Source organism: Alteribacter salitolerans (assembly GCF_016901055.1).
GTDB classification, from domain to species: Bacteria; Bacillota; Bacilli; order Bacillales; family Salisediminibacteriaceae; genus Alteribacter; species Alteribacter keqinensis.
On the sequence record NZ_JAFEUX010000004.1, the window covers coordinates 181,673 to 202,533 of the forward strand.

Here is a 20,861-nt window from a genome sequence, read left to right on the forward strand (position 1 = left end):
GATCCTGATTCTCAGGGGGTTTGTTTTAGGTTTTACCTGACAGTGACAGGTGACCCCGGATTTTGTCGGGCGGCATACTCTTCTTGAAGTACCGAATACATTTTCAAATCCTGATGCTTTCCTTTCACATACATCCCTTTTCTTATAAGCCCCTCGTAAGTCATGCCGGTCTTTTCCATCACCCGCTCTGAACCTGTGTTTGCGGCAAAGCATCTCGCCTGAATGCGTACCAGGTCCATCTTTTCGAATCCAAACTTCAGCAGTTCCTTTGCAGCTTCAGTTGTATAGCCTTTTCCCCAGTGGTTTTTTGAAATCACATAGCCGATTTCTGCGGTTTTATGTTCCGGCTTCCACCATACAAAATCTATCGTTCCGATAAACTCTCCGGTCGCCTTGAGTTCGATTCCCCAGGGAGCCACTTGCTTTTTTTCGTACTGACTTAACACAAAATCGAGAAACCCTTTTGTATCAGCCAGAGATTGATGGGTCTCCCAGGTGACGAACCTCGATACTTGACCGTCTGACCCGTAGCGGTGCATCTCTTCTAAATCTTCCAGTCTTATTTTTCTAAGGAGCAGCCTCTTTGTTTCCAGTTGCGGCAGTTCGCAGTAAATATCTTCAATTTTCATATAGACACCCTTTCAAAAAAGCAGCACCCGCTATTGAGTGCTGTTCTTACCCGTTTAGTCATCATCGTCAAACAAAGCCTGCTCGAGGCGGTTTATGTCACTGTCTGCACCAATAACGATCAGGATATCCCCGTGCTCAAGCATTTCGTCAGCCTGAGGAGACACATTGATGTCATCAGCACGCTTGATGGCCATGATGTTACATCCGTACTTTGCACGGATATCCAGTTCAATGATGGATTTTCCGCTCACCATCCCGCCGGCCATTAGCTCCACAATGCTGTATTCATCGGACAGCTCAAGATAATCCAGTACATTTTTCGAAACCACGTTATGGGCAATCCTTACGCCCATATCACGCTCAGGGTGTACCACTTTATGTGCCCCGATTTTATTGAGTACTTTTTCATGATAGTCGTTCTGGGCTTTTACAGTGATGTGTTTAACCCCTTGTTCCACCAGCATGAGTGTTGTCAAAATACTCGATTGAATGTTGTCCCCGATCGCTACGACAACATGGTCGAAATTACGGATGCCGAGACTTTTAAGTGTATTGTCATCAGTAGCATCTGCTACAACTGCGTGAGTGGCAATGTTCGCATATTTATTGATGCGGTCCTCATCTGTGTCGATCGCAAGTACTTCCATGCCCTGTTTGGATAAGGCATGGCATACACTTCCCCCAAAACGTCCGAGACCGATTACCGCAAATTGCTTTTTCATCTATGTCCCCCATCTCAATGAGTTACTGTTTATCATTATCATAGCAAGATTTGCTTGAAATTGGCAATACCATGTTCCGTTAAGTTCCGAAAGAAACTGTGCTTCCATAAAGGGCTCTCTTTGTTTTTGGCCCTGTGATCCCATCTGGGGTGAGACCTTTTTCTTTTTGAAACTTTTTCAGGAGCCGTTCCGTCTCCGGTCCGAAGATGCCATCTTCTTTGGCCCCGATCACCCGCTGCAGACTACGGACATCGTCGCCGGTCATTGCGGGAATCATTCTAAACAGCTGGCGTGGATTGGGAGTTCTGTGAAGAGCGGCGGATGAAAGAGGACCATAGATTCCGTCTTCTCTTATACCGGAGTCTTTCTGGAGGGCCAGGACGGCTTTCTCAGTGAGGGGACCGAACAGACCATCCACGGGGCCCGGATCATATCCGGAATCCTTGAGGCCCTGCTGAAGGTCTCCTACGTCCTTTCCTTGGTCTCCTTTTTTCAAAGTCGTGTGTGAGTGTGGCGCAATGTTCCTGCGAAATGCATGCATGTTCAGGCCTGGACACTGGTTTGATTTATGCCCGCTGAATTCCCGGTGTCCCAAAACAGCGTTTACCGGTAGAAAGAGCATATTCATTAACGTTAGAACAAGATTTTCTGCTGAGCGCCGCTGAGCTGTTGGGAGCTTCTCTCTTGTGAAGTTTCCAATCAGGCATATCCCGACAGCTCTTCTGTTCGAGCCGCTCACATGATAGCTCACCGTTTCAAGCTCGTTGGACGTCCTCACTGACCCGTCCTTACTGATCACGTAATGATAGCCGATGCCCGGCCACCCGAGTGCGTCTACATGGTACCTGGCAAAAGACGCAGCACTTCCTTCCAGCGTCCCGCTGTGATGAATCGCAATCCGGTCAATATCCTGCAGTTGTCTTCGGCCGTATAACTTCGTCTTGTGTGTGTGCAGCTTTTCCAAATTTATCACCTCACAAGATAAGTAACACCATAGTCAAATATTCGGGGGTCTGTCCCCCGAACTTTCTTATATTCCTGTTGACATGTCTTAAACAGGTGTTTAACTAGCACAGGTAATCATTTTGGTGTATCGTTTCCCATGATTTAACATACTTGTTCGGGGGACAGACCCCCTTTTAGGAAAATTTAAAACCGCTGTGCGATTCACAGCGGTTCTGACGTTTCTCTGCTATTCTTTTACACCAAGAACACGGTTTACGCGTTTAGTTAGCATCTTCATGCCGCCGCCGCCGGCCTGGAAGTGGCGCAGCTGCCCTTCTGCGTCAAATACGTAGTAGCTTGGTACGTATTGATTTTCAAAGGCATCAGTCAGTTTATGCTCGCTGTCAACGAACGTCGGCTGAGTAATGTCGTGCTCTGCTGCCACTTTCTTGATCTCATCGATGTCGAGATCCTTTTCTGAACGAGGCATATGAACGCTCATAACATTCAGTTCATTCTTATACTTATCACGGAAAGCATTAACCTCAGGCATTGCTTCTTTACACAAGTGACAGCTGATTGACCAGAAGTGAATCAGAGTCGGCTTCTCCCCTACCAGTTCATCCTTCGTAAGCTGTCCGTTTAACCATTCTGTTGCGCCTTCAAGCTCAGGCATTGGTGAACGTAATTTCATTCATAATCCCTCCATATCAATATTTTTCCAGACTATGTACGGAATAGAAAAGGCCTGAACAAATCGTATTTGCCAGGCCTTTTCTGTCTGATTCTATTTTACCCTGGTTAAAGGATAATTACACCTTTAGTGTTTCTTGTCCCGGCTTCCAGTTTGCAGGGCAAAGTCCGCCAGTTTGAAGTGCTTGAAGTACACGAAGAGTTTCGTCTACGTCACGGCCGATGTTGTTGTGGTTAACAACAGAATACATAAGTTCACCTTCTGGGCTGATGATGAACAATCCGCGAAGAGCAACACCTTCATCTTCGATTAGTACACCGTAGTCGCGGGAAACCTGGTGGTTTGTATCCGCAGCAAGTGGGTATTTTAGATCGCCAAGACCATTTTCGTCACGATCTGTCTTGATCCATGCAAGGTGAGTGTGAACTGTGTCAGTAGATACACCGATCACTTCTGCATCTAAGTCTTCAAACTCATCGTAACGGTCACTTAGAGCTGTAATTTCAGTTGGGCAGACAAAAGTGAAGTCCATTGGATAAAAATAAAGAACTGTCCACTTGTCTTCTTTCATGTTCTGCTCAAGGCTTACTTTACCGAATTCTTTGTTGGAAAGAACGGCATCCATTTCAAATCGTGGTGCTTGTTTTGCTACCATACGCTTGTCTGACATATGTAACCCCTCCTGAGATGTTGTTAGTTTAATTTACAATGATTATTATAAGAAAAGAATTATAATCAGTCAACATTTGACACGATTCTTTCTTTTCTCCACTAATCATTCACACTTCGTCAGTATTTCCATTTGTGCATTTTTTAACACAGATGAACACCAACGTCTCCTATTATAACGAATCCTGAAACTCAATTAAAGCAAAAGCCCTTGTACTTCACATCATTTGAAGAGACTGTTTTCTTTTTTCAGATGGATGGGTATGATAAAATGAATGACATCGTTCACCAAAATAACCCAATAACCTTACCGTTGTAAAAGGAGTGATAGATTATGAACGATTGGCTGAGTTCCTTCACCTGGGAAGCACTTTTACTAGCAGCTGCACTATTAATCCTGCAGTTGATTGGTATATTTGTCGTATATCTGATTGTCCGTGCCATCGGCCGCCGCATTATTTCATCCAGCTTTGACCGGATGAGCAAGCAGCGCAGTATGACACCCGGACGAACAAAAACCCTTGAAAAGTTATCCTTGAACATTTTTTCCTATGTATTGCTCTTTGTTTTCATCACCATTATTATCGGTCTGTTTGACTACGATGTGACTGCTCTTATAGCCGGTGCCGGTATCGTCGGTCTTGCCATCGGTTTCGGTGCCCAGGGCCTTGTAAGTGATGTTGTAACAGGCTTCTTCCTCCTTCTCGAAAAGCAGGTTGAAGTAGATGAATACGTCACAATCGCAGGGATTGACGGCGTAGTCGAAGAAGTTGGTCTCCGGACAACAAGAATCCGCGGCTTTGATGGAACTGTTCATTACATTCCTAACCGGGAAATCGGCTCACTAAGCAATCACACCAGGGGCAATATGCGCGCCCTCGTGGACATCGGCATCAGCTACGATGATAACATTGACCACGCCATGAAGGTTATTCAGGACGTGTGTGACCGCATTGCAGCTGAAGATGAAACCGTCGTTGAAGGTCCGAACGTATTAGGTGTCCAAAGCCTTGATGACAGTGACGTCGTGATTCGTGTAATTGCCAAAACAATCAACATGGAGCAGTGGGGCCTTGAAAGAAAGCTGAGAAAATCAATTAAAGAAGCCCTCGATGCGAATGGAATCGACATCCCATTCCCTCATCAGGTTTATATTCAAAAAGAAGAGAAATAAAAACGAGATATCCCCTAAAGCTAACACGCTTTTGGGGACATCTTTTTGTTCAACCCTCTATTGTTGCTGGACGCGCTGGTCAACCTGCTGACAAACTTCATCTGCAGTCATACCATGACAGTTAATAACAGAACCCTGGTTTTGCGTATCCTGCATGCCCATCATATTCTGGTCCTGCCCGCTGATTACGCAGCAGTCACACCCTTCTTCATCACCTTGCTGCTGAAGCTGTATCACTTCATGTCCTTGCTGCTGAAGCGCCTCTTGAATATCCGATAATGACTGTTCTACTCCTACTCGAGCCATCGTAAATTCCTCCTTTAAGGTATTAGGAATGTTCTTCCAACGATTACTATGCCCAAAGGATTTGATTTTACTCAGTGCAAGTAGCAATTTTTCATTTTACACGCGTTATTTTTCACTTCCGTCCGATTAGTTTTCACTTTCAGCAGCTGATTTTTTACTTCCTCCTGTTTATTTTTCACTTTGCTTCAAACACCCCACCCAATTAAAAACAGCCCCGCTCACGAAGCAGGGCTGCCATAAACACACTCTATTTCTTCTGCACATCTTCCAAATAATCGATAAGAAGCTGGACGGCAAAAGGAATCGCTTCTTCTTTTGCATCCAAAGTTGACGAATGAAGTCCGCTCGGGCTGTTTACTCCAAGCCAGAACATGAGACCAGGAATTTCTTCTAAAAAGTAGCCGAAATCCTCGCCGGTCATGGCTTTTTCACATTCCACAAGCACCGAGTTCTCCCGATTGCGGGTAAAAGCCATAAAACGCTCGGCACTGGCATGATTATTATACACCTGGCAGTAATTTGCACCATAATTAATGGAAGCTGCACAGTCAAAACCTGTTTCAATCCCTGAAACAAGAGATTCGATGCGCTTTTTTACCACGTCCATCGACTCTATGGACAGCGTACGGATCGTGCCTTCAAGCCGTGCGTGTTCCGCAATAATGTTCTGCTTCGTCCCGCCGCTTATTTTCCCAACTGTTACCACTGCGGAATCCAGAGGTGCTACGTTACGGGCCACAATCGTCTGGAACTGGGTAACAAGCTGACTGCACGCAACGACCATATCATTCGCAAGATGGGGAAGTGCTGCGTGGCCGCCTTTCCCTTTCAAATCAATAAAAAGCTCGCTCGTATTAGCAAACAGAAGGCCCGGCTTTGTTGCAACCGTTCCTACAGGATACTCTGGCGCAATATGAAGAGCCATCATTTCATCAGGCTTCCAGGCACGGAATTCCTCTGATTCCAGCAGTGGCTGGGCACCGCCAGGACCTTCTTCTGCCGGCTGAAAAATAAACAGAAGATTGTCTTTTGGCTGATTAGCTGCAAAGTGGGCAAGCACACCGAGAGCGATGGTCATATGAAAATCGTGTCCGCATGCGTGCATAAACCCTTTGTGGCTTGACTGATACGCCGCACCCGTTTCTTCGGGAATTGGCAGACCATCGATGTCCGCTCTGTAACCGTAGGTTTTTTCGGGTGCGCTTCCCGTTACACGAACAAGAAGCCCTGTGCGCCAAGGCTTGATTTCAATATTGTCCTGAGGAAATTCTTCAATTGTCTTTTTTATGTACTGCTGTGTTTTAACTTCTTGAAACCCGGGCTCCGGGATCCTGTGCAGATCCCGGCGGATTTCAATCAGTCGGTCCGTTTGCATTGTCATAAATGAAACGTCTCCTTCTGACACTTATTCGTCGTTAAGTTTACGAAGCTCTTGCTTAATTTCTGTTTTTCCTTTTGTCTTATCATCGATTTCCTTGATCACACGTGCCGGCGTACCTGCAACAACAGTGTTTGGAGGTACATCTTCTGTTACGATGGCACCTGCTGCAACAACAGCTCCCTCTCCGACAGTAACTCCTTCAAGAATTACAGCGTTCGCACCGACAACTACACCGTCTTCTACAACGACAGGCTTAGCAGATGGTGGCTCGATAACGCCTGCAAGAACGGACCCTGCACCGATGTGACAGTTTTTACCGACTGTTGCACGGCCGCCAAGAACAACGTTCATGTCGATCATCGTGCCTTCACCGACAACAGAACCGATGTTGATGGAAGCACCCATCATGATTACCGCACCGTCACCGATTTCCACCTGGTCACGGATAATAGCACCCGGCTCAATGCGGGCTTTGATGTTTTTCATATCGAGAAGTGGAATCGCAGAGTTTCTGCGGTCGTTTTCCACTACGAAGTCTTCAATTTTGCTTTCATTTGTTTCAAGGGCTTTTTTAATGTCTTTCCACTCACCGAAAAGTACACCTGTGCTTCCTTGGATAAATGACTTTGTATTTGCACCAAAGTCAACATTTTCAAGGTCTGAACCCTTGATATGTACTTTTACCGGCGTTGACTTTTCTGCATTTGAAATAAATTGAATGATCTCATTTGCATCCATCATTTTCATGGTTGGATCGTCCTCCCTTAATCAGGCTAAAATATTTTACTTCCCTAATGATAGTCACTCTAAAGTAAAAATGCAATCAAAGAGTTTAATACCCCGGAGCAAAACGGCCCCGGGGTAAGTAATTGTGATTCGTTACTGAAACAAACCGTTAACGGTTAACCAGACAAACTCGGGCTCTCCATTCTCTTCAGAGCGCTCGATGACAATGTCTCCTCCGCTTGTTTCATAAATGTCCATCCACATATTGTCCATTTTATTTTCGCCACTGAAAACCTTCGTGTAATCAAGTTCACTTGTAAACAGTTCCCAGTCTGTGTCGTTCATTTCATGGGCTTTTATTGCAATCGCATTAACCTCGTCTGATTCAGGATCGACAAAGTACGTGTATGTTCCGTAGTCAAAGTAGTAACTTCCATTATACATACCTTCATCAATAAGAGAGTCGCCGATCTCCCTTACTTCCTGAGCTGATTCTCCCAGGGTAACGTCTGCCTCTTCAAAGATCTTATGGTAAAGCGGTGCTTCCTGATTTTCGGTGCTGATCCCTTTAACCAACGCAGTCTCTTTCATAACGAATTCTCGTTCCTGATGGTGCTTATTGAAAAAACCTGACGTAACATCACCGCTGTTTGCCTGAAATACGCCTCCGTTTAATAGTAGAAATAAAGCTGATGCAGCGAGAATGACTCGTGTATGTAGTTCCATCATTATGAATGTCCCCCTCTCTATTTTGAGGGTTTCCCGAATTTGCAGAACATTAATCTTTATTTTTATGTTTTTTTCTGCTATACGCATTTTTTTATTAAATAAAGGGATAACTAAGTGTACTCGGGATGAACCCTTTTGAAAGGGAAACGGCCGTTTTCTTGCAAAATGGTCCTTTCAGGTGCAAGCCCTGACCATCCCGCCACTTTTTGAGTGTGGGCTCCTTGTTGGTACAGCCCCACAGCTGGCTCGTGTCCGGGTAAACACCAGTCAGTACAAAAAGAGAGCTCGCCGCGATGGCAAGCTCTCTTTTTTTTAATATTCCCGTTCAAGAAATTCATGCTTTTTTTCTTCAGACACCTCTTCGTGCTTAACATGAAGGCTCCGGGTAGGATATGCGATTTGAACGCCTTCCACTTCAAGAATTCTCATAATATCAAGGTTGATTTGTTCTTTGATTTCCAGGTATTCTTCCCAGGCTGTTGTTTTCGTAAAGAAATAAACAAAAATGTCCAGACTGCTCTGGGCAAAGGATTCAAAACGCACAAGGATCAACTCCTGATCCACATGCTCGCTTTCTCTGAGAAGCATCTTAATCCGGTCCACACATGTTTCCATCTTGTCACGAGAAGTAGAATACGTGACCCCAAGCTTGAATGTAATCTGCCTTTTCCCCATCTTCGACCAGTTCTGGATCGGTTCATTGGCAAGTGTGGCATTTGGCACGACTACAAGGGAATGGGCGAATGTCCGGATTTTCGTACTTCTGAACGTAATGTCCTCTACAATTCCCTCAACACTCGGTGAGCTGATCCAGTCGCCGATCGTAAACGGCTTCTCCGTGATGATTACAACACCTCCGAAGAAGTTGCTGAGCGTATTTTGCGCAGCGAGGGCAAAGGCAAGTCCCCCGAGACCAAGACCGGCTACAAAGCCGTTTACGTCATAGCCCCACTCACTGGCGATGATACTGAGCGCCATGGCAACAATCGCAAACCTGACCAGCTTGGATAAAAAGGGCAGGAGGATCTGATCGAGTTCAATATCCAGTTTCCGGCCTACTTTTACAAACAGTGTGGATGACGTCGATGAAAGGTTAAATAGGCCCCAAGCCATCATAATAATAACGAGGGTTCTGAAGATCCGTATCATCGGCTGGTTAAACCCATCCGGAAGCGGAAGGTAAAGAAGGGCCAGATATATTCCGATGATGACAAAGAACAGTTGGAGCGGACTCTTGAACGCCATAAGAATATTATGGAGAACATCCGTTTTCGCACGGTCGGAATATTTTAGGATAACCCGGAATAAATACCGGGTAAAAATCTTCCTGAAGACTATAAACAATATAAAAATCCCAGCGGCTATACCGTAATCGTACAGGGAAATACCCGTTACTGTCTCAACAACGACTTCGGTGTCGATTAAGGGATCTCTTTCTTCCTCATTCATAAAGCTCATCCTTTTCGCAGCATAATATCCTTTTTATTTTACATAAGGTATGTAATTTGTCTATAGTCCCCTGGTCACTGTCATGAGGTGCTCTTGATAACGCAAATGACCCAGTGGTATACTTACCCAATGATACCAAGATTAGAGGGAAACATCTATGAAAAAACAGTTTGCCATTATTGGCCTGGGGCGCTTTGGTTCTAGTGTGTGTAAAGAACTCCATCGTATGAATCACGACGTTCTGGCTATCGATAAAGATAAGCATAAAGTAAATGAGCTTAAAAATCATGCTACTCACACAATGGTTGCCGACGGTACCGATGAAACCGTGATGAGTAAAGCCGGAATCCGCAATTTTGATCACGTGATTGTGGCCATTGGCGAGGACATTCAGGCAAGTATTCTCTGCACTTTGATTCTGAAAGACTTCGATATCAAACAGGTGTGGGTAAAAGCCCAAAACGACCATCACCATAAAGTGCTGGAGAAAATCGGGGCTGATAAGGTCTTCCACCCGGAATCGGATATGGGAGAGCGTATTGCAGAGTTCCTTACATCGGAGAAGGTTATTGACTACATCGATTTATCCGACGAATTCAGTATCGTTGAAACGCTTGCCACCGAAAAAGTAAAAGGCAAGTCTCTGGCTGATCTTGATATCCGTGCCAAGTACGGCTGTACGATCATTGCCATCAAGCAAAAGAATAAAGTTGATGTGACCCCTCACCCGGAAGACAGGCTCAACCCGGGAGATATTCTCGTAGTGATCGGCCATAAAAACGACCTTCGCAGGTTTCAAAAAGAAGGACTCTAAAAACTTCTTTCAGCACACAGTTGCTGAAAGAAGTTTTTTACATTCGTGGAGAGAATAAATGCTAAACTTAACAGTGTATTAATGTTAAACATTATTGGCATCGGAGGTCAGGTTATGAATCCTGTTCATTCACGCGTTTTGAGGGCTTTTCAATTAACATACGACTTTTATAAGCATCTTCCTGAAAGCAGTTTACAACGAAAGATTGCAGATGTACCGTCCAATACGATTGGAGAACAAGCTTATTGTATAGTCGGGGCTCGCGAAAGCTACTTGCAAGCCATGAGGAACGGGGCTTGGGCCGGGTTTTCATGCAGCCTGGAAGAACCAGAGGTTAAAAAAGCCGTTCTCGCAAAACTGGAAGAAACAAAAAACAACATACATACATTCCTTCAAGAAACAATTGAAGATCCCAGCACCCTTAATTTCACTCTTGATTTACTGGAACACGAAATTCAGCATCATGGTCAGCTGATCCGCTTCGGGTACGCTAACACATTATCATTTCCTCAAACATGGCATGAACGTTATACAGTCTGAACGTGAGCGGCTCACAAGGTGACAATAACCTTTTTAAGCCGCTCTATTTTTGTGATCGAGCTCACGAGCTTATTGTTATTCACCAGATAAAGAACAGCTGAGGGCACCACTTTCAAGAGGACTGCAATGAACCAATCCCCCCTGTCAACCCCTCCACCCACTTTTACACAATTAGTCGGGGGACAGACCCCCGAATTATTGGTTATGAAAAGCCGTTTGCTGCGTACACATAGTATTAGAGGGGTGTGGATAAGCTCCATTCTAACTGACAGCGCTATCAATAGAAAACGAATTGTTCTCTGGGAGGTGATGTGTAAAATGTTTGCTGTAGAAATCAAAAACGTCCTGAAGCGGTTCTCCAGCGGGGATCGGATGAACGTGTTGTTTAATGACCTGAATTTCACTGTACAGGAAGGTGAACTGGTTGTCGTACAAGGGAAAAATGGGGCCGGAAAGTCTACGCTCCTGAACATGATTGCTGCCATGACGCCGCCAAACAAAGGAACAGTCAGCGTTTTTGGACAGGACCTTTTGTCTCTTACCAGGCGTCCGGAGTGGAGGATGGAAACCATCGGCTATATTACAGATGACTGCTGTCTTATACCCTATTTAACAGCTAAACAGAACCTGCTCATGGGAGTGCCGTCAGATGATCCGGCATACGAGCGGGTTGAGAAGCAGGCTGTCGCTCTCCTTTTGGAACTTGGTCTTAATGAGCAGGTGATAAATGAGAATTTGGAAGGTCTTGATGTTAAAGATCAGATGCTTGCCACAATCGGCCGGATTTTCATGACCGAACCAAAGCTTATTTTAGCCGATGAACCGACAAAAGCCCTGGGCGGCTGTGAGGGCATAGAAATTCTGGAACGCCTTCTTTCTTTTTCCAGAAGAAAAGGAACCACGGTGATTATGGTGAGTAATGAAAACCATTTTATTGATCAGGCTGACAGAACGTTTCGTATGGATAACGGCCGGGTTATCCCCCTGGAACCGAGGGAACGGGCCTTGTAGCAGACAGATTAAAAACAAAGAAGCTTCTCTCATTAATCAAGAGGAGAAGCTTCTTTGTTTTCAACACCGAACATAAGTCCGAATATGACGTAAACAATATAGATCATCATTACGGCTCCCGTACCTAAGAGGAAAAACGCAATTAAAAATTTATGAAACTTCTCCATAATACTGACTCCTTATCGAATTTTCATCGTTGTTTTCTCCATTATAGCGATATCACCCTCATTTTTAAAGCCGGCAATGTTACACGAAATTATAATACACGAATGCAGCCGTTCCCGTGATAATGGCCGCATTACCCAGCATTTGTAACAGAAGCCGCTTTTTAACACTGCGCTCTCTCCGGATCTCCACCATCTCTTCCAGAAATTCGTCCAGCATCTCCTGCCCGTAATCGACCTTGGACAGTCCCTTGACCACAAGATTCACATTTACAGGATAATCATCATTTATTTTTGACGTACGCCATTCGGCTCTGATAAAAATTCCCTTATCTAAATCCAGCACTCTGTAATCCTTATACTTATAGTCGTATCTCGTTTCCCTTCTGTCATAGGGAAGATTATACTTCTCTATCTTTTCATCAAGAACCTTGATTACTTCATCTTTCGTTCCATTTGTAATCAGATAGCTATTATTTATTAACAGAGGAATGCCGTAACTTAACGCGGCTGCTCCGATGATAAATAAAACAATTCCTCCAAATTGAAAATCATCCAGAATATCAATGAAGGTAAAATAAGCCATTCCTAAGAGGAGCACAAAGACTGCCGACGAGTTTAAAAGTGTGGGACTGTTGTTATACACGCCACGGTATTTTACCGTTTTCAACACATCACTTAATGACATGACCCACATCTGAATCAATGGAAACAGTAAACTAAACCAGACGGCACCTCTCATCTTTTCACCCCTCTCCCTCTTTCATACTACACACACAGCCCAAGGTTTCATTCAGCTGCACATGATCGTCAGGGCATTTGCCTAAACAAAACGCCCGCCCTTTTCATATAGTAATAACGGAATAACGAACGAGGTGAGCAGCATGGAGGATTTTAAAAACAACCGCAGGACACCTAAACCGATTCACGAAAAACCCATAGGTGACATTTTGAGCTCGATTGACGGTTTTTTTCAGGATACGATGAAACAGATAAGTACCCCGCGTGCCATCAACGTGTATGAATATGAAACAAAGCGTGAGTACGTCATTGAAGCAGAGCTTCCCGGTGTGAAAAAAAATCAGATTTCCATTGATATTTATCACAATTACATCCGGATTGCAGTAAATGACCATGAAGTTTCAGAAACCCGTAACGAAAAGAAAGGTTACGTCTCTCAAAGCCGCAAGTTTCAGCGGGCAGAGCGCACAATCAGCCTTCCTTTTTATGTAAATGAAAGTGAAGTGAAAGCAACGCTGAAAGACGGCCTGCTCGTAATCCGGATTCCCAACCGCCGGAAACGGATCCAGGTTGATTAACAAGGGGGAATGTTTATGTACCCAGAAGAGCAACGCTGGCTGACACACCCACGTCCCTGGCCCCAGTCAGGGCAGACGAAGTACCAAGGTCAGTGGGAGCAGCCCCAGTCGTACGTGCACCATCCTTTCCCGGAGCCCGGAGGCTACAGCCATTCAGGGTGGCAGGCCCCTCAACAGCATGGCTGGTATCATGGATCCCCCCATCAGGGGAACTACCAAGGCTACGGCCAGCAGCCATACGGAGGCAGCTATTACCCGCACCAGTACGGCCAATACGGGTATCAGCCCCAGTCAAAATTCGGCGGTATTTTATCCACCTTCCAGGGAAAAGACGGAAAGTTTGATTTTAACAAAGCGTTCGTCACCGTGGACCAGGTGATGAAAACCGCAAACCAGATCAGCCCCCTCATGAAACAAGTAGGAAGCTTTTTTACAAACTTGACCCCTTAGGACCTGGTGAAAGTCTTCAGGTCCTGTTTTATTCCGTAAAAATTCCGATTAAAATCACAATAGTCGTTACAGCAACCACAAGAAGAAACCCATAAAACATTTTTTTGTTCATTGGAAAACCTTCTTTCTTTCAGAACTTAAAATGATGTTGAAATTCATGATGTTCTGCAGATTAAGAATAGTATTCTTCGTATGTATTCCCTTTTCCCTTTTAACTTTGATACCAGTCTTATCCCCCACTCTTATTTATCGGGACCCTGCTGCGTGAGGTCTCTCAGCACATTGTGATAGACTTATTACTATCATACCAAATATGGAGCTGATTACCTTGAATTCAACGATTGAAACCTTGTTAAATCACCGTTCGATCCGTAAATTTACACAAAAACCGCTCACCCGTGAACAAATCGAGACCATTGTTGAAAGTGCACAGATGGCATCTACTTCCAGCTTTATTCAAGCCTATACCATTATTGGAGTGAAAGACGAGGCTAAAAAAGCCAAACTTGCCGAACTTGCCGGCAATCAGCCTTATGTTGAACACAACGGACACTTCTTTGTATTCTGTGCCGACCTCCACCGTCATAAGACAGCAGGCAGTATGGAAAACACCGATGTTACGGCATCGATTGAAAGTACCGAAAAATTCCTGGTCGCGGCCGTCGATGCTGCCCTCGCAGCCCAGAATGCCGTGATTGCTGCTGAATCAATGGAACTTGGAATCTGCTACATCGGGGGTCTTCGAAATGATATTGAAGCTGTAGGAGAATTACTGAACCTTCCGGATTATGTAATCCCTGTATTCGGACTGGCTGTAGGGGAGCCTGCAGCAGAATCCAGTATTAAACCGCGTCTGCCTCTTACACATATTTATCACGAAGACAGCTACGAACGAAATGAAAAAGCTTTCACGAAGGGGCTTGAGGAATATAACAGCACCATTTCTGCCTACTACGACCTCCGTACTGCCGGTAAACGAAAAGACCGCTGGACCGAGCAGATGGCCGGCATGCTAAAAGAGCCGAAGCGCCTTCATATGAAGGGCTACCTTGAGAAAAAAGGCTTTATGAAGCATTGATAAAGAGAAGCACCTGCTGCGGAGTGATTAATCCGCCGGCAGGTGCTTTTTTAATCTGTAATTCAGTTTTCGTCTGGTAGTTTATCAGTTATTTTTATTCAGTACGTGAAATATAGCCAGATAAGCCCGAAGAAACCAGCCAGAACGGCAAGACCCAAAATGGCTGACCGTCTGCTCGAACCACGGGAATTTGATCCAGTCTTTCTCCCTTTTAACGTTTCATATTCACTTTCCCGCCGCCCCTGTATCATCTGATGATCGTGTTCGTTATACCCCATCACTCATCCCCCTTTTCTTATTCGTATTGCACTCAGGACCGGCTGATGATCTTACCTGAAAACAGAAATGCGATCCCGGCCGCCATGTTTGAAAAGACCAAAGGCAGAAACGAGTATTGTCCAAAGGTGACTGCAGCAGCTGCATTACCATGTGTCCCACCTGCCACTGCCGGTGTATGATTTGACGTCAGTATCAGCCCAGACACGATTTGGAAGACGACAAATAAAACATTAAAACTGATCATAAAAACGAAAAATTTCTTTACCTTCATGGATAACGCCCCCTGATCTTTTTACGAAAAGGAGGCGTTAAAAGTTTCATGTTATGCAGGTTTCGCTTCTTTCTTCAGGTACTTGAGCTTTGACCACCGTTTCTGCGTATCATAAACAAACAGCACGACGATAATCCAGAACAGGAATCCATCAAAGCCAAAGCCTGCCTGGGATTCCCCGCCCATGAAGTTAAAAAGAATCAGCATTAACATAAAATAAAGATTAAACATGATACCGAAAATTATGTTTTCTGCTTTTCCCGCTCTGAGTGAATTTAAGACGTAAACCCTTCCGATAACCACAACCACAAGAGCGGCAATAATCATCCCTTTGGATAAAATAAAGTCCGGCTGAAAAAAATCAACCCATAAAAATAATGCAATTAACCCAAATAGTAATGTATTCAAACCGATTCCTACACTTCTCATGTTAAAGTCCCACGCACCTTTTCTGCTCGTTTAATGCTTTCCTTAGTCCAGACCGGGGCATCGGGATGATTGAGAACTTCTTCTGTTGTCATCCAATAGACTCCACCCACTTCTTCCGGACTTTTTACCCACGGCTCTCCCTGCACGTTTCCGCAGAGAAACACGACATCCACAACAGGGTCCTCGCCGGCCAGAAATGACGTGTTGTGTACATAATGAAGCGGCCCGGAAATGTCCACTCCCACTTCCTCTTTCACTTCCCTCTTGATTGTGCTTTCCAGAATGTCAGAAGCGGCCCCTTCGTTTAATGCCTTGCCTCCAACGAGTGCGAGCGTGCCTGCCGCGTGGGACTCTTCTTTTCCCCTTTTAATGACCAGCCATTTGCCGGCCCGGTAAATCGCCGCTTCAACGTTAACAATAAACATGGTCTTTCCCCTCGCTTCGCATGTAATTGACTCGTGACGCTGCATCAGCCTTCAACGAGTGCCCGGTATACAATTTCTTCGTCATCAGCCACTCCGATTAAATAATAAATACCGCCCTTACTTACGTTGAAAATATTTGTACCTTCAGGCAGATGGGTGGCAGACCGGTTCCTGAAAAACCACCTGCTACCGGACTGTCTTTCTATTTCCCCAAGCTTCTCAACAGGCTCGTGCCCCAATTCCCGTACATATTCCGCATCATTTGGAATAGACGATCCCGTCCCATTGGAGGATATCCGCATCGGGATTATCACTGAGAATATCACCTGCGGTTGGATTGCCATTACCTGAACTACAGGCTGCAACTGTTGTTATAACCACGAATATCAAAATAAGCTTTCGAATCCAGTCTCCCTCCCTTAGCCTTTTTCGCTCAGGCTTTGGTTGATGTCATACAGACTATCAATGATAAGGTTCATATCTTCTGCGGGGAATTCCAGGTCGATATTATTTCCCCACCTGTTTCCCCCGTGGCCCCATGTGACAGAGCGGGCCAAAGTGTTTCTTACATCGTCAATTTCACTTCTGACAAATTCCAGTTCGGAATCAGAAAGCTCCGGAGCCATTTCTTGTACATTATGTAAGGTTTGATAAAGCAGCATATCAAAATCTCTTAAAAACCTCGGATACTTCTCCATATTATAGCTGGTAAAATCGTGCATCAGATTCACATCATTCCTAAACCGGTACTGCTCCAGCTGATCAAGAGCATCTTCATTCCCCGGGTACTCATTCAGTGCTGCAACAAAACCCCTCATTGTAATCGTACGTTCAGCCAGCTCGTTCGCAAACAAGACACGCTCAAGGTTCAGTCTGTCCTGCTTTTCCTGATAGAGAAAGCCGCACAAGAGAAGTGTCGCTGCCACGGCAGCGGCCAACAGCACATACACCTTCTTTTTCATTCACAAAACCCCGTTCTCTCCTGGTTAGTCCCTTCCATTCTATCACATCATTTCCATCATTAAGAGACTATTGCAAACAATCAATCTCCACATATTCATCGAAGTTTTAACATTGCCAACCCGTTTCGCATATGCTAATATAAAGTTAATCCCGACCTAATCAATGCGAATTATATGTATTATCCCACTTTACACAATGTTACACAAAATTGTGCGGGGACAGACCCCCGAAGAAAGTCCGGGGGGAGTCCAGAAGAAAGGTGAATGAGTAATGGGACGTGAATTTGTTGATCTGTTCGACCGGTGGGCCGAGTCTTATGATGAGACGGTACATGGTGTTGATGAAGAATATAAAGAGGTTTTTTCGAATTACGATGTTATTCTGCAGGCTGTAGCAAATGCCTCAGGCGGCACAGTGGTTGAGTTTGGTGTAGGTACGGGAAACCTCACCTCGGTTTTAAAGGCAAAGAGTCTTCGCGTTACAGGTGTGGAGCCTTCAGGAAAAATGCGCTTGATTGCCATGGAAAAACATCCGGATGTGCCGATTATTGAAGGAGACTTTCTTGACTACACTTCCATTGAAGGAGGCGTCGACACCTTTGTTTCCACCTATGCTTTTCACCATTTAACCGATACAGAGAAAAAAACGGCAGCAAAGCGTTACTTTGAGTCACTCAACTGTGGCGGAAAAGTCGTATTCGCTGATACAATGTTTATAGATGACACCGCAAAACAGCGTATGATCAAACAGGCGGAAAAACAAGAGTTCTTTAACCTTGCCCAGGATCTTCGTACGGAATACTACACGACGATTCCGGTATTATCCGAAATTTTTCGGGAGGCAGGGTTTGAAGTGGAATTTACTTCCCTCAATCCTTACGTCTGGCTCATGAGTGCGGTGAAGAAGACCCAATAAGAGGCCACTGAAAAAGTGCAAACCAACTTTTTCAATGCCTTTATTAAAGTGGCAATGGCTCCACCCGGTTGCGCGTCTGTTACGAGAAACCCACTCATAACAGGCTCTTACAACATGCAACCGTTCCGCTCATTGCTTAAAGGTACTGAAAAAATTAAAGATCGAATTTTTCCAGTTCCTTCCAATAACCTTAGGAGGCTGTTAATATGACAAAGAAAATGAACGTAGAAAGTTTCAACCTGGACCACACGAAAGTGGCGGCACCTTATATCCGTCTGGCGGGTACTACAGAAGGTGCAAATGGAGACACGATTTACAAATACGACATCCGTTTCTGCCAGCCAAACAAGGAACATATGGATATGCCCGGACTTCATTCACTTGAGCACATGATGGCAGAGTTCAGCCGGAACCACCACGGACAGATCGTTGACATCTCACCAATGGGATGCCAGACAGGGTTTTACCTTAGCGTGATTAATGACAAGAGCTACGATGCGATTATTGACCTTGTTGAAAAAACGCTCAATGACGTCCTCGTGGCAGATGAAGTTCCAGCCTGCAACGAAGTCCAGTGCGGATGGGCTGCTTCTCACTCCCTCGAAGGAGCAAAAGAGATTGCTGAGCTTATGCTTTCCCGCAAAGATGAGTGGACAACTGTTTTTGCTGAAGAAAACCGTTAATCAGGAGATTCGCCCATGACCATCTATCAGGGTATTCATACACTCATCGGTAATACACCGTTATTTGAAATAACCAGAATCCCTCTGCCGAACCGGGTACGACTATTCGCCAAGCTAGAATACTTCAACCCCGGCGGCAGCGTGAAAGACCGCCTCGGCCAGGAGCTCATTCGTGACGCTATTGACGGCGGTCATATTTCTGAAACCGGGACAATCATTGAACCGACAGCCGGAAACACCGGTATCGGCCTTGCCCTTGCCGCTGTCGGTACAAAAGTGAACGTCATCTTTGTTGTCCCGGAGAAATTCAGCATGGAGAAACAGACGCTCATGCGGGCAATGGGAGCCACTGTGATTAATACACCTACAGAACTGGGGATGAAAGGGGCAATCGCCCGTACAAAGGAGCTCCTTGCGAAAACACCGGACTCCTATTCCCCAGCCCAGTTTGCCAACAATGCCAATCCCATGACCTATTACAAAACCCTCGGTCCGGAACTCGTTGCCGATTTAGAAGGCAAAATCGACGTCTTTGTTGCAGGAGCCGGTACCGGCGGCACGTTTATGGGAACGGCCCGATATCTGAAAGATCATATTAACAATGTAAAAACTGTTATCGTTGAGCCTGAAGGTTCGATTTTAAACGGAGGAAAGTCCGGTCCGCACCGTACAGAAGGGATCGGCATGGAATTTCTCCCTCCGTATATGGATACGTCATATTTTGATGCCATCCACACCATCACGGACAAAGAAGCGTTCGCCCGGGTAGAAGAGCTTACCCGTAAGGAAGGCCTTCTCGTTGCTAGCAGTTCGGGAGCGGCATTTGACGCTGCCCTTCGTGAAGCCAAAACGGCAAAAGAAGGGGCTCATATTGTCACGGTCTTCCCAGACAGCAGCGAACGTTATTTAAGCACAGGGATTTATGAAGGGACTGACGCGTAATGAAAAAGAAAACCCAGCTCATTCACGGCGGCGTTTTCGGTGACAAACATACCGGTGCTGTGAGCACCCCGATTTATCAGGTAAGCACCTATAAACAGGACGGAGTCGGCAATTTTGCCTACGAATACTCCCGGACAGGAAACCCGACCCGTGAAGCACTCGAAAAGCTCATCGCAGACCTTGAAGGCGGCCACCGCGGCTTTGCCTTCGGATCTGGAATGGCGGCCATTGCAGCTGTGATGAACATGTATAAAGCAGGCGATCACATCGTGTTTACCGATGATGTGTACGGCGGATCATACCGTCTTATGACAAAAGTACTCAACAGATTTAACCTCGACGTCACATTCGTTGACACAAGCAATCCGGCAAAAGTGGACGAAGTGATCCAGGATAACACAGTTGCCATTTACGTAGAAACACCGACGAATCCACTCCTTAAAGTAACGGATATCGCTGAGATGAAGAAGCTTGCTGATGAATACAGCCTTCACTTGATCGTTGATAACACATTCAGTACGCCTTACTTCCAAAATCCGATTGAGCAAGGTGCGGATATTGTGCTCCACAGCGCAACCAAGTACCTCGGCGGACACAGTGACGTTGTTGCCGGTCTTGCGGTTGTAAACAGTGAACAACTGGGCGAAGAGCTTCACTTCGTGCAAAATTCCGTTGGGGGGATTCTGGGACCTCAGGACTCCTGGCTTCTTATCCGCGGCATTAAAACCCTCGGCCTTCGTATGGAGCATACGGAGAAAAATACAGCGAAGATCGTTGAGTTTCTGGAAAGCCGTGAAGATGTGTCCAAGATTTATTATCCCGGACAGCCGTCCCACCCGGGTCATGAAACCCACAAAAAGCAGGCATCCGGATTTGGCGGCATGATCTCATTTGACGTAGGCAGCGGTGAGCGGGCAGAACATGTGCTTGCACAAACCCGTTATTTTACCCTGGCAGAAAGCCTCGGAGCTGTTGAGAGTCTCATCAGCCTGCCGGCAAAAATGACCCACGCCTCAATCCCTGCTGACCGCCGGGCGGAACTCGGTATTACGGACGGATTGATCCGCGTTTCCATTGGTATTGAAGATGCTGATGATCTGATTGAGGACCTGAAGCAGGCATTGGACAGTAAATAAGGCGAACCCCCTCCGGC

The 20,861-nt window shown here is 45.5% G+C and carries 29 protein-coding genes; 11 read left to right on the top strand and 18 right to left on the bottom strand.

Annotation, left to right across the window (positions count from 1 at the left end; translation table 11 throughout):
• Positions 1-32 precede the first annotated feature (32 nt).
• The 5 genes from JSY36_RS09510 to JSY36_RS09530 form a co-directional block, all read right to left on the bottom strand.
• Positions 33-629: a GNAT family N-acetyltransferase gene (locus JSY36_RS09510; RefSeq protein WP_205166197.1), complete on the bottom strand. Its 597-nt coding sequence runs from the start codon at positions 627-629 to the stop codon at positions 33-35.
• Between the two features lie 54 nt (positions 630-683).
• Positions 684-1,352, bottom strand: a complete 669-nt coding sequence (locus JSY36_RS09515; protein WP_205166198.1) for a potassium channel family protein — start codon at positions 1,350-1,352, stop codon at positions 684-686.
• A gap of 79 nt (positions 1,353-1,431) precedes the next feature.
• The gene (locus tag JSY36_RS09520) at positions 1,432-2,316 is read right to left on the bottom strand and encodes a peptidoglycan recognition protein family protein (protein ID WP_205166199.1); all 885 of its coding nucleotides are present in this window, start codon (positions 2,314-2,316) and stop codon (positions 1,432-1,434) included.
• Between the two features lie 228 nt (positions 2,317-2,544).
• Positions 2,545-2,991, bottom strand: a complete 447-nt coding sequence (locus tag JSY36_RS09525; RefSeq protein ID WP_122897326.1) for a redoxin domain-containing protein — start codon at positions 2,989-2,991, stop codon at positions 2,545-2,547.
• 118 nt (positions 2,992-3,109) lie between these two features.
• Complete coding sequence (locus JSY36_RS09530; RefSeq protein ID WP_122897327.1) at positions 3,110-3,661, bottom strand: peroxiredoxin; 552 nt, start codon at positions 3,659-3,661, stop codon at positions 3,110-3,112.
• A 333-nt stretch (positions 3,662-3,994) separates the two neighbouring features.
• Between JSY36_RS09530 and JSY36_RS09535 the strand changes: the two genes are divergently transcribed.
• Positions 3,995-4,834, top strand: coding sequence for a mechanosensitive ion channel family protein (locus tag JSY36_RS09535; RefSeq protein WP_205166200.1), 840 nt, complete (start codon positions 3,995-3,997; stop codon positions 4,832-4,834).
• Positions 4,835-4,891: 57 nt separating this feature from the next.
• Here the strand turns inward: JSY36_RS09535 and JSY36_RS09540 are convergent, their stop codons facing one another.
• From JSY36_RS09540 to JSY36_RS09560, 5 genes are all read right to left on the bottom strand, one after another.
• Positions 4,892-5,140 (bottom strand): YkuS family protein, encoded by a 249-nt coding sequence (locus JSY36_RS09540; protein WP_205166201.1) that lies wholly within the window; start codon positions 5,138-5,140, stop codon positions 4,892-4,894.
• Between the two features lie 247 nt (positions 5,141-5,387).
• Positions 5,388-6,515 carry an N-acetyldiaminopimelate deacetylase gene (locus tag JSY36_RS09545; protein WP_205166429.1) on the bottom strand — a complete coding sequence of 376 codons (1,128 nt, stop codon included), beginning with the start codon at positions 6,513-6,515 and terminating at the stop codon, positions 5,388-5,390.
• Between the two features lie 30 nt (positions 6,516-6,545).
• Complete coding sequence (dapD, locus tag JSY36_RS09550) at positions 6,546-7,268, bottom strand: 2,3,4,5-tetrahydropyridine-2,6-dicarboxylate N-acetyltransferase (RefSeq protein ID WP_205166203.1); 723 nt, start codon at positions 7,266-7,268, stop codon at positions 6,546-6,548.
• A gap of 132 nt (positions 7,269-7,400) precedes the next feature.
• Positions 7,401-7,976 (bottom strand): hypothetical protein, encoded by a 576-nt coding sequence (locus JSY36_RS09555; RefSeq protein WP_205166204.1) that lies wholly within the window; start codon positions 7,974-7,976, stop codon positions 7,401-7,403.
• Between the two features lie 312 nt (positions 7,977-8,288).
• Complete coding sequence (locus JSY36_RS09560; RefSeq protein ID WP_205166205.1) at positions 8,289-9,425, bottom strand: mechanosensitive ion channel family protein; 1,137 nt, start codon at positions 9,423-9,425, stop codon at positions 8,289-8,291.
• A 157-nt stretch (positions 9,426-9,582) separates the two neighbouring features.
• On the opposite strand from JSY36_RS09560, the gene JSY36_RS09565 reads away from it, so the two are divergent.
• The 3 genes from JSY36_RS09565 to JSY36_RS09575 all read left to right on the top strand — a co-directional run bounded on the left by JSY36_RS09565 (position 9,583) and on the right by JSY36_RS09575 (position 11,790).
• Entirely contained in the window at positions 9,583-10,239 is a 657-nt protein-coding gene (locus JSY36_RS09565) for a potassium channel family protein (protein WP_122897333.1), read from the top strand.
• A 114-nt stretch (positions 10,240-10,353) separates the two neighbouring features.
• Complete coding sequence (locus JSY36_RS09570) at positions 10,354-10,779, top strand: hypothetical protein (protein WP_142996772.1); 426 nt, start codon at positions 10,354-10,356, stop codon at positions 10,777-10,779.
• Positions 10,780-11,097: 318 nt separating this feature from the next.
• Positions 11,098-11,790 (top strand): ABC transporter ATP-binding protein, encoded by a 693-nt coding sequence (locus JSY36_RS09575; RefSeq protein ID WP_205166206.1) that lies wholly within the window; start codon positions 11,098-11,100, stop codon positions 11,788-11,790.
• Positions 11,791-11,822: 32 nt separating this feature from the next.
• Here the strand turns inward: JSY36_RS09575 and JSY36_RS20675 are convergent, their stop codons facing one another.
• Both JSY36_RS20675 and JSY36_RS09580 read right to left on the bottom strand, forming a co-directional pair.
• Positions 11,823-11,957 carry a hypothetical protein gene (locus JSY36_RS20675; protein ID WP_272873280.1) on the bottom strand — a complete coding sequence of 45 codons (135 nt, stop codon included), beginning with the start codon at positions 11,955-11,957 and terminating at the stop codon, positions 11,823-11,825.
• A 79-nt stretch (positions 11,958-12,036) separates the two neighbouring features.
• The gene (locus tag JSY36_RS09580; RefSeq protein WP_205166207.1) at positions 12,037-12,696 is read right to left on the bottom strand and encodes a hypothetical protein; all 660 of its coding nucleotides are present in this window, start codon (positions 12,694-12,696) and stop codon (positions 12,037-12,039) included.
• 142 nt (positions 12,697-12,838) lie between these two features.
• Here JSY36_RS09580 and JSY36_RS09585 point away from each other — a divergent pair, with 142 nt between their 5' ends.
• The 3 genes from JSY36_RS09585 to nfsA all read left to right on the top strand — a co-directional run bounded on the left by JSY36_RS09585 (position 12,839) and on the right by nfsA (position 14,801).
• On the top strand, positions 12,839-13,273 hold the full coding sequence (locus JSY36_RS09585) for an Hsp20/alpha crystallin family protein (RefSeq protein ID WP_205166208.1): 435 nt from the start codon (positions 12,839-12,841) through the stop codon (positions 13,271-13,273).
• A gap of 15 nt (positions 13,274-13,288) precedes the next feature.
• The gene (locus JSY36_RS09590) at positions 13,289-13,723 is read left to right on the top strand and encodes a YppG family protein (protein WP_205166209.1); all 435 of its coding nucleotides are present in this window, start codon (positions 13,289-13,291) and stop codon (positions 13,721-13,723) included.
• Positions 13,724-14,051: 328 nt separating this feature from the next.
• Positions 14,052-14,801: an oxygen-insensitive NADPH nitroreductase gene (nfsA, locus tag JSY36_RS09595; protein WP_183163759.1), complete on the top strand. Its 750-nt coding sequence runs from the start codon at positions 14,052-14,054 to the stop codon at positions 14,799-14,801.
• Between the two features lie 98 nt (positions 14,802-14,899).
• Here nfsA and JSY36_RS09600 read toward each other — a convergent pair whose 3' ends face one another.
• The 6 genes from JSY36_RS09600 to JSY36_RS09625 all read right to left on the bottom strand — a co-directional run bounded on the left by JSY36_RS09600 (position 14,900) and on the right by JSY36_RS09625 (position 17,167).
• On the bottom strand, positions 14,900-15,079 hold the full coding sequence (locus JSY36_RS09600; protein ID WP_205166210.1) for a hypothetical protein: 180 nt from the start codon (positions 15,077-15,079) through the stop codon (positions 14,900-14,902).
• A gap of 32 nt (positions 15,080-15,111) precedes the next feature.
• Positions 15,112-15,351, bottom strand: coding sequence for a hypothetical protein (locus JSY36_RS09605; protein ID WP_205166211.1), 240 nt, complete (start codon positions 15,349-15,351; stop codon positions 15,112-15,114).
• Between the two features lie 51 nt (positions 15,352-15,402).
• Positions 15,403-15,780, bottom strand: coding sequence for a hypothetical protein (locus JSY36_RS09610; RefSeq protein ID WP_205166213.1), 378 nt, complete (start codon positions 15,778-15,780; stop codon positions 15,403-15,405).
• Positions 15,777-16,205 carry an NUDIX hydrolase gene (locus JSY36_RS09615; RefSeq protein WP_205166214.1) on the bottom strand — a complete coding sequence of 143 codons (429 nt, stop codon included), beginning with the start codon at positions 16,203-16,205 and terminating at the stop codon, positions 15,777-15,779. Before JSY36_RS09615 ends, JSY36_RS09610 begins: the two co-directional genes overlap by 4 nt.
• Before the next feature lie 44 nt (positions 16,206-16,249).
• On the bottom strand, positions 16,250-16,519 hold the full coding sequence (locus tag JSY36_RS09620) for a hypothetical protein (protein ID WP_205166215.1): 270 nt from the start codon (positions 16,517-16,519) through the stop codon (positions 16,250-16,252).
• Positions 16,520-16,624: 105 nt separating this feature from the next.
• Positions 16,625-17,167: a hypothetical protein gene (locus JSY36_RS09625; RefSeq protein WP_205166216.1), complete on the bottom strand. Its 543-nt coding sequence runs from the start codon at positions 17,165-17,167 to the stop codon at positions 16,625-16,627.
• Positions 17,168-17,438: 271 nt separating this feature from the next.
• Here JSY36_RS09625 and JSY36_RS09630 point away from each other — a divergent pair, with 271 nt between their 5' ends.
• The 4 genes from JSY36_RS09630 (at position 17,439) to JSY36_RS09645 (ending at position 20,844) form a co-directional block, all read left to right on the top strand.
• Entirely contained in the window at positions 17,439-18,083 is a 645-nt protein-coding gene (locus JSY36_RS09630; protein ID WP_205166217.1) for a class I SAM-dependent DNA methyltransferase, read from the top strand.
• Positions 18,084-18,289: 206 nt separating this feature from the next.
• Positions 18,290-18,766 carry an S-ribosylhomocysteine lyase gene (locus tag JSY36_RS09635; protein ID WP_122897346.1) on the top strand — a complete coding sequence of 159 codons (477 nt, stop codon included), beginning with the start codon at positions 18,290-18,292 and terminating at the stop codon, positions 18,764-18,766.
• Between the two features lie 15 nt (positions 18,767-18,781).
• A complete protein-coding gene (locus JSY36_RS09640; protein WP_205166218.1) occupies positions 18,782-19,708 on the top strand; it encodes a PLP-dependent cysteine synthase family protein in 927 nt (308 codons plus the stop codon).
• Positions 19,708-20,844 (top strand): bifunctional cystathionine gamma-lyase/homocysteine desulfhydrase, encoded by a 1,137-nt coding sequence (locus JSY36_RS09645; RefSeq protein WP_205166219.1) that lies wholly within the window; start codon positions 19,708-19,710, stop codon positions 20,842-20,844. Before JSY36_RS09640 ends, JSY36_RS09645 begins: the two co-directional genes overlap by 1 nt.
• Positions 20,845-20,861: the final 17 nt, after the last annotated feature.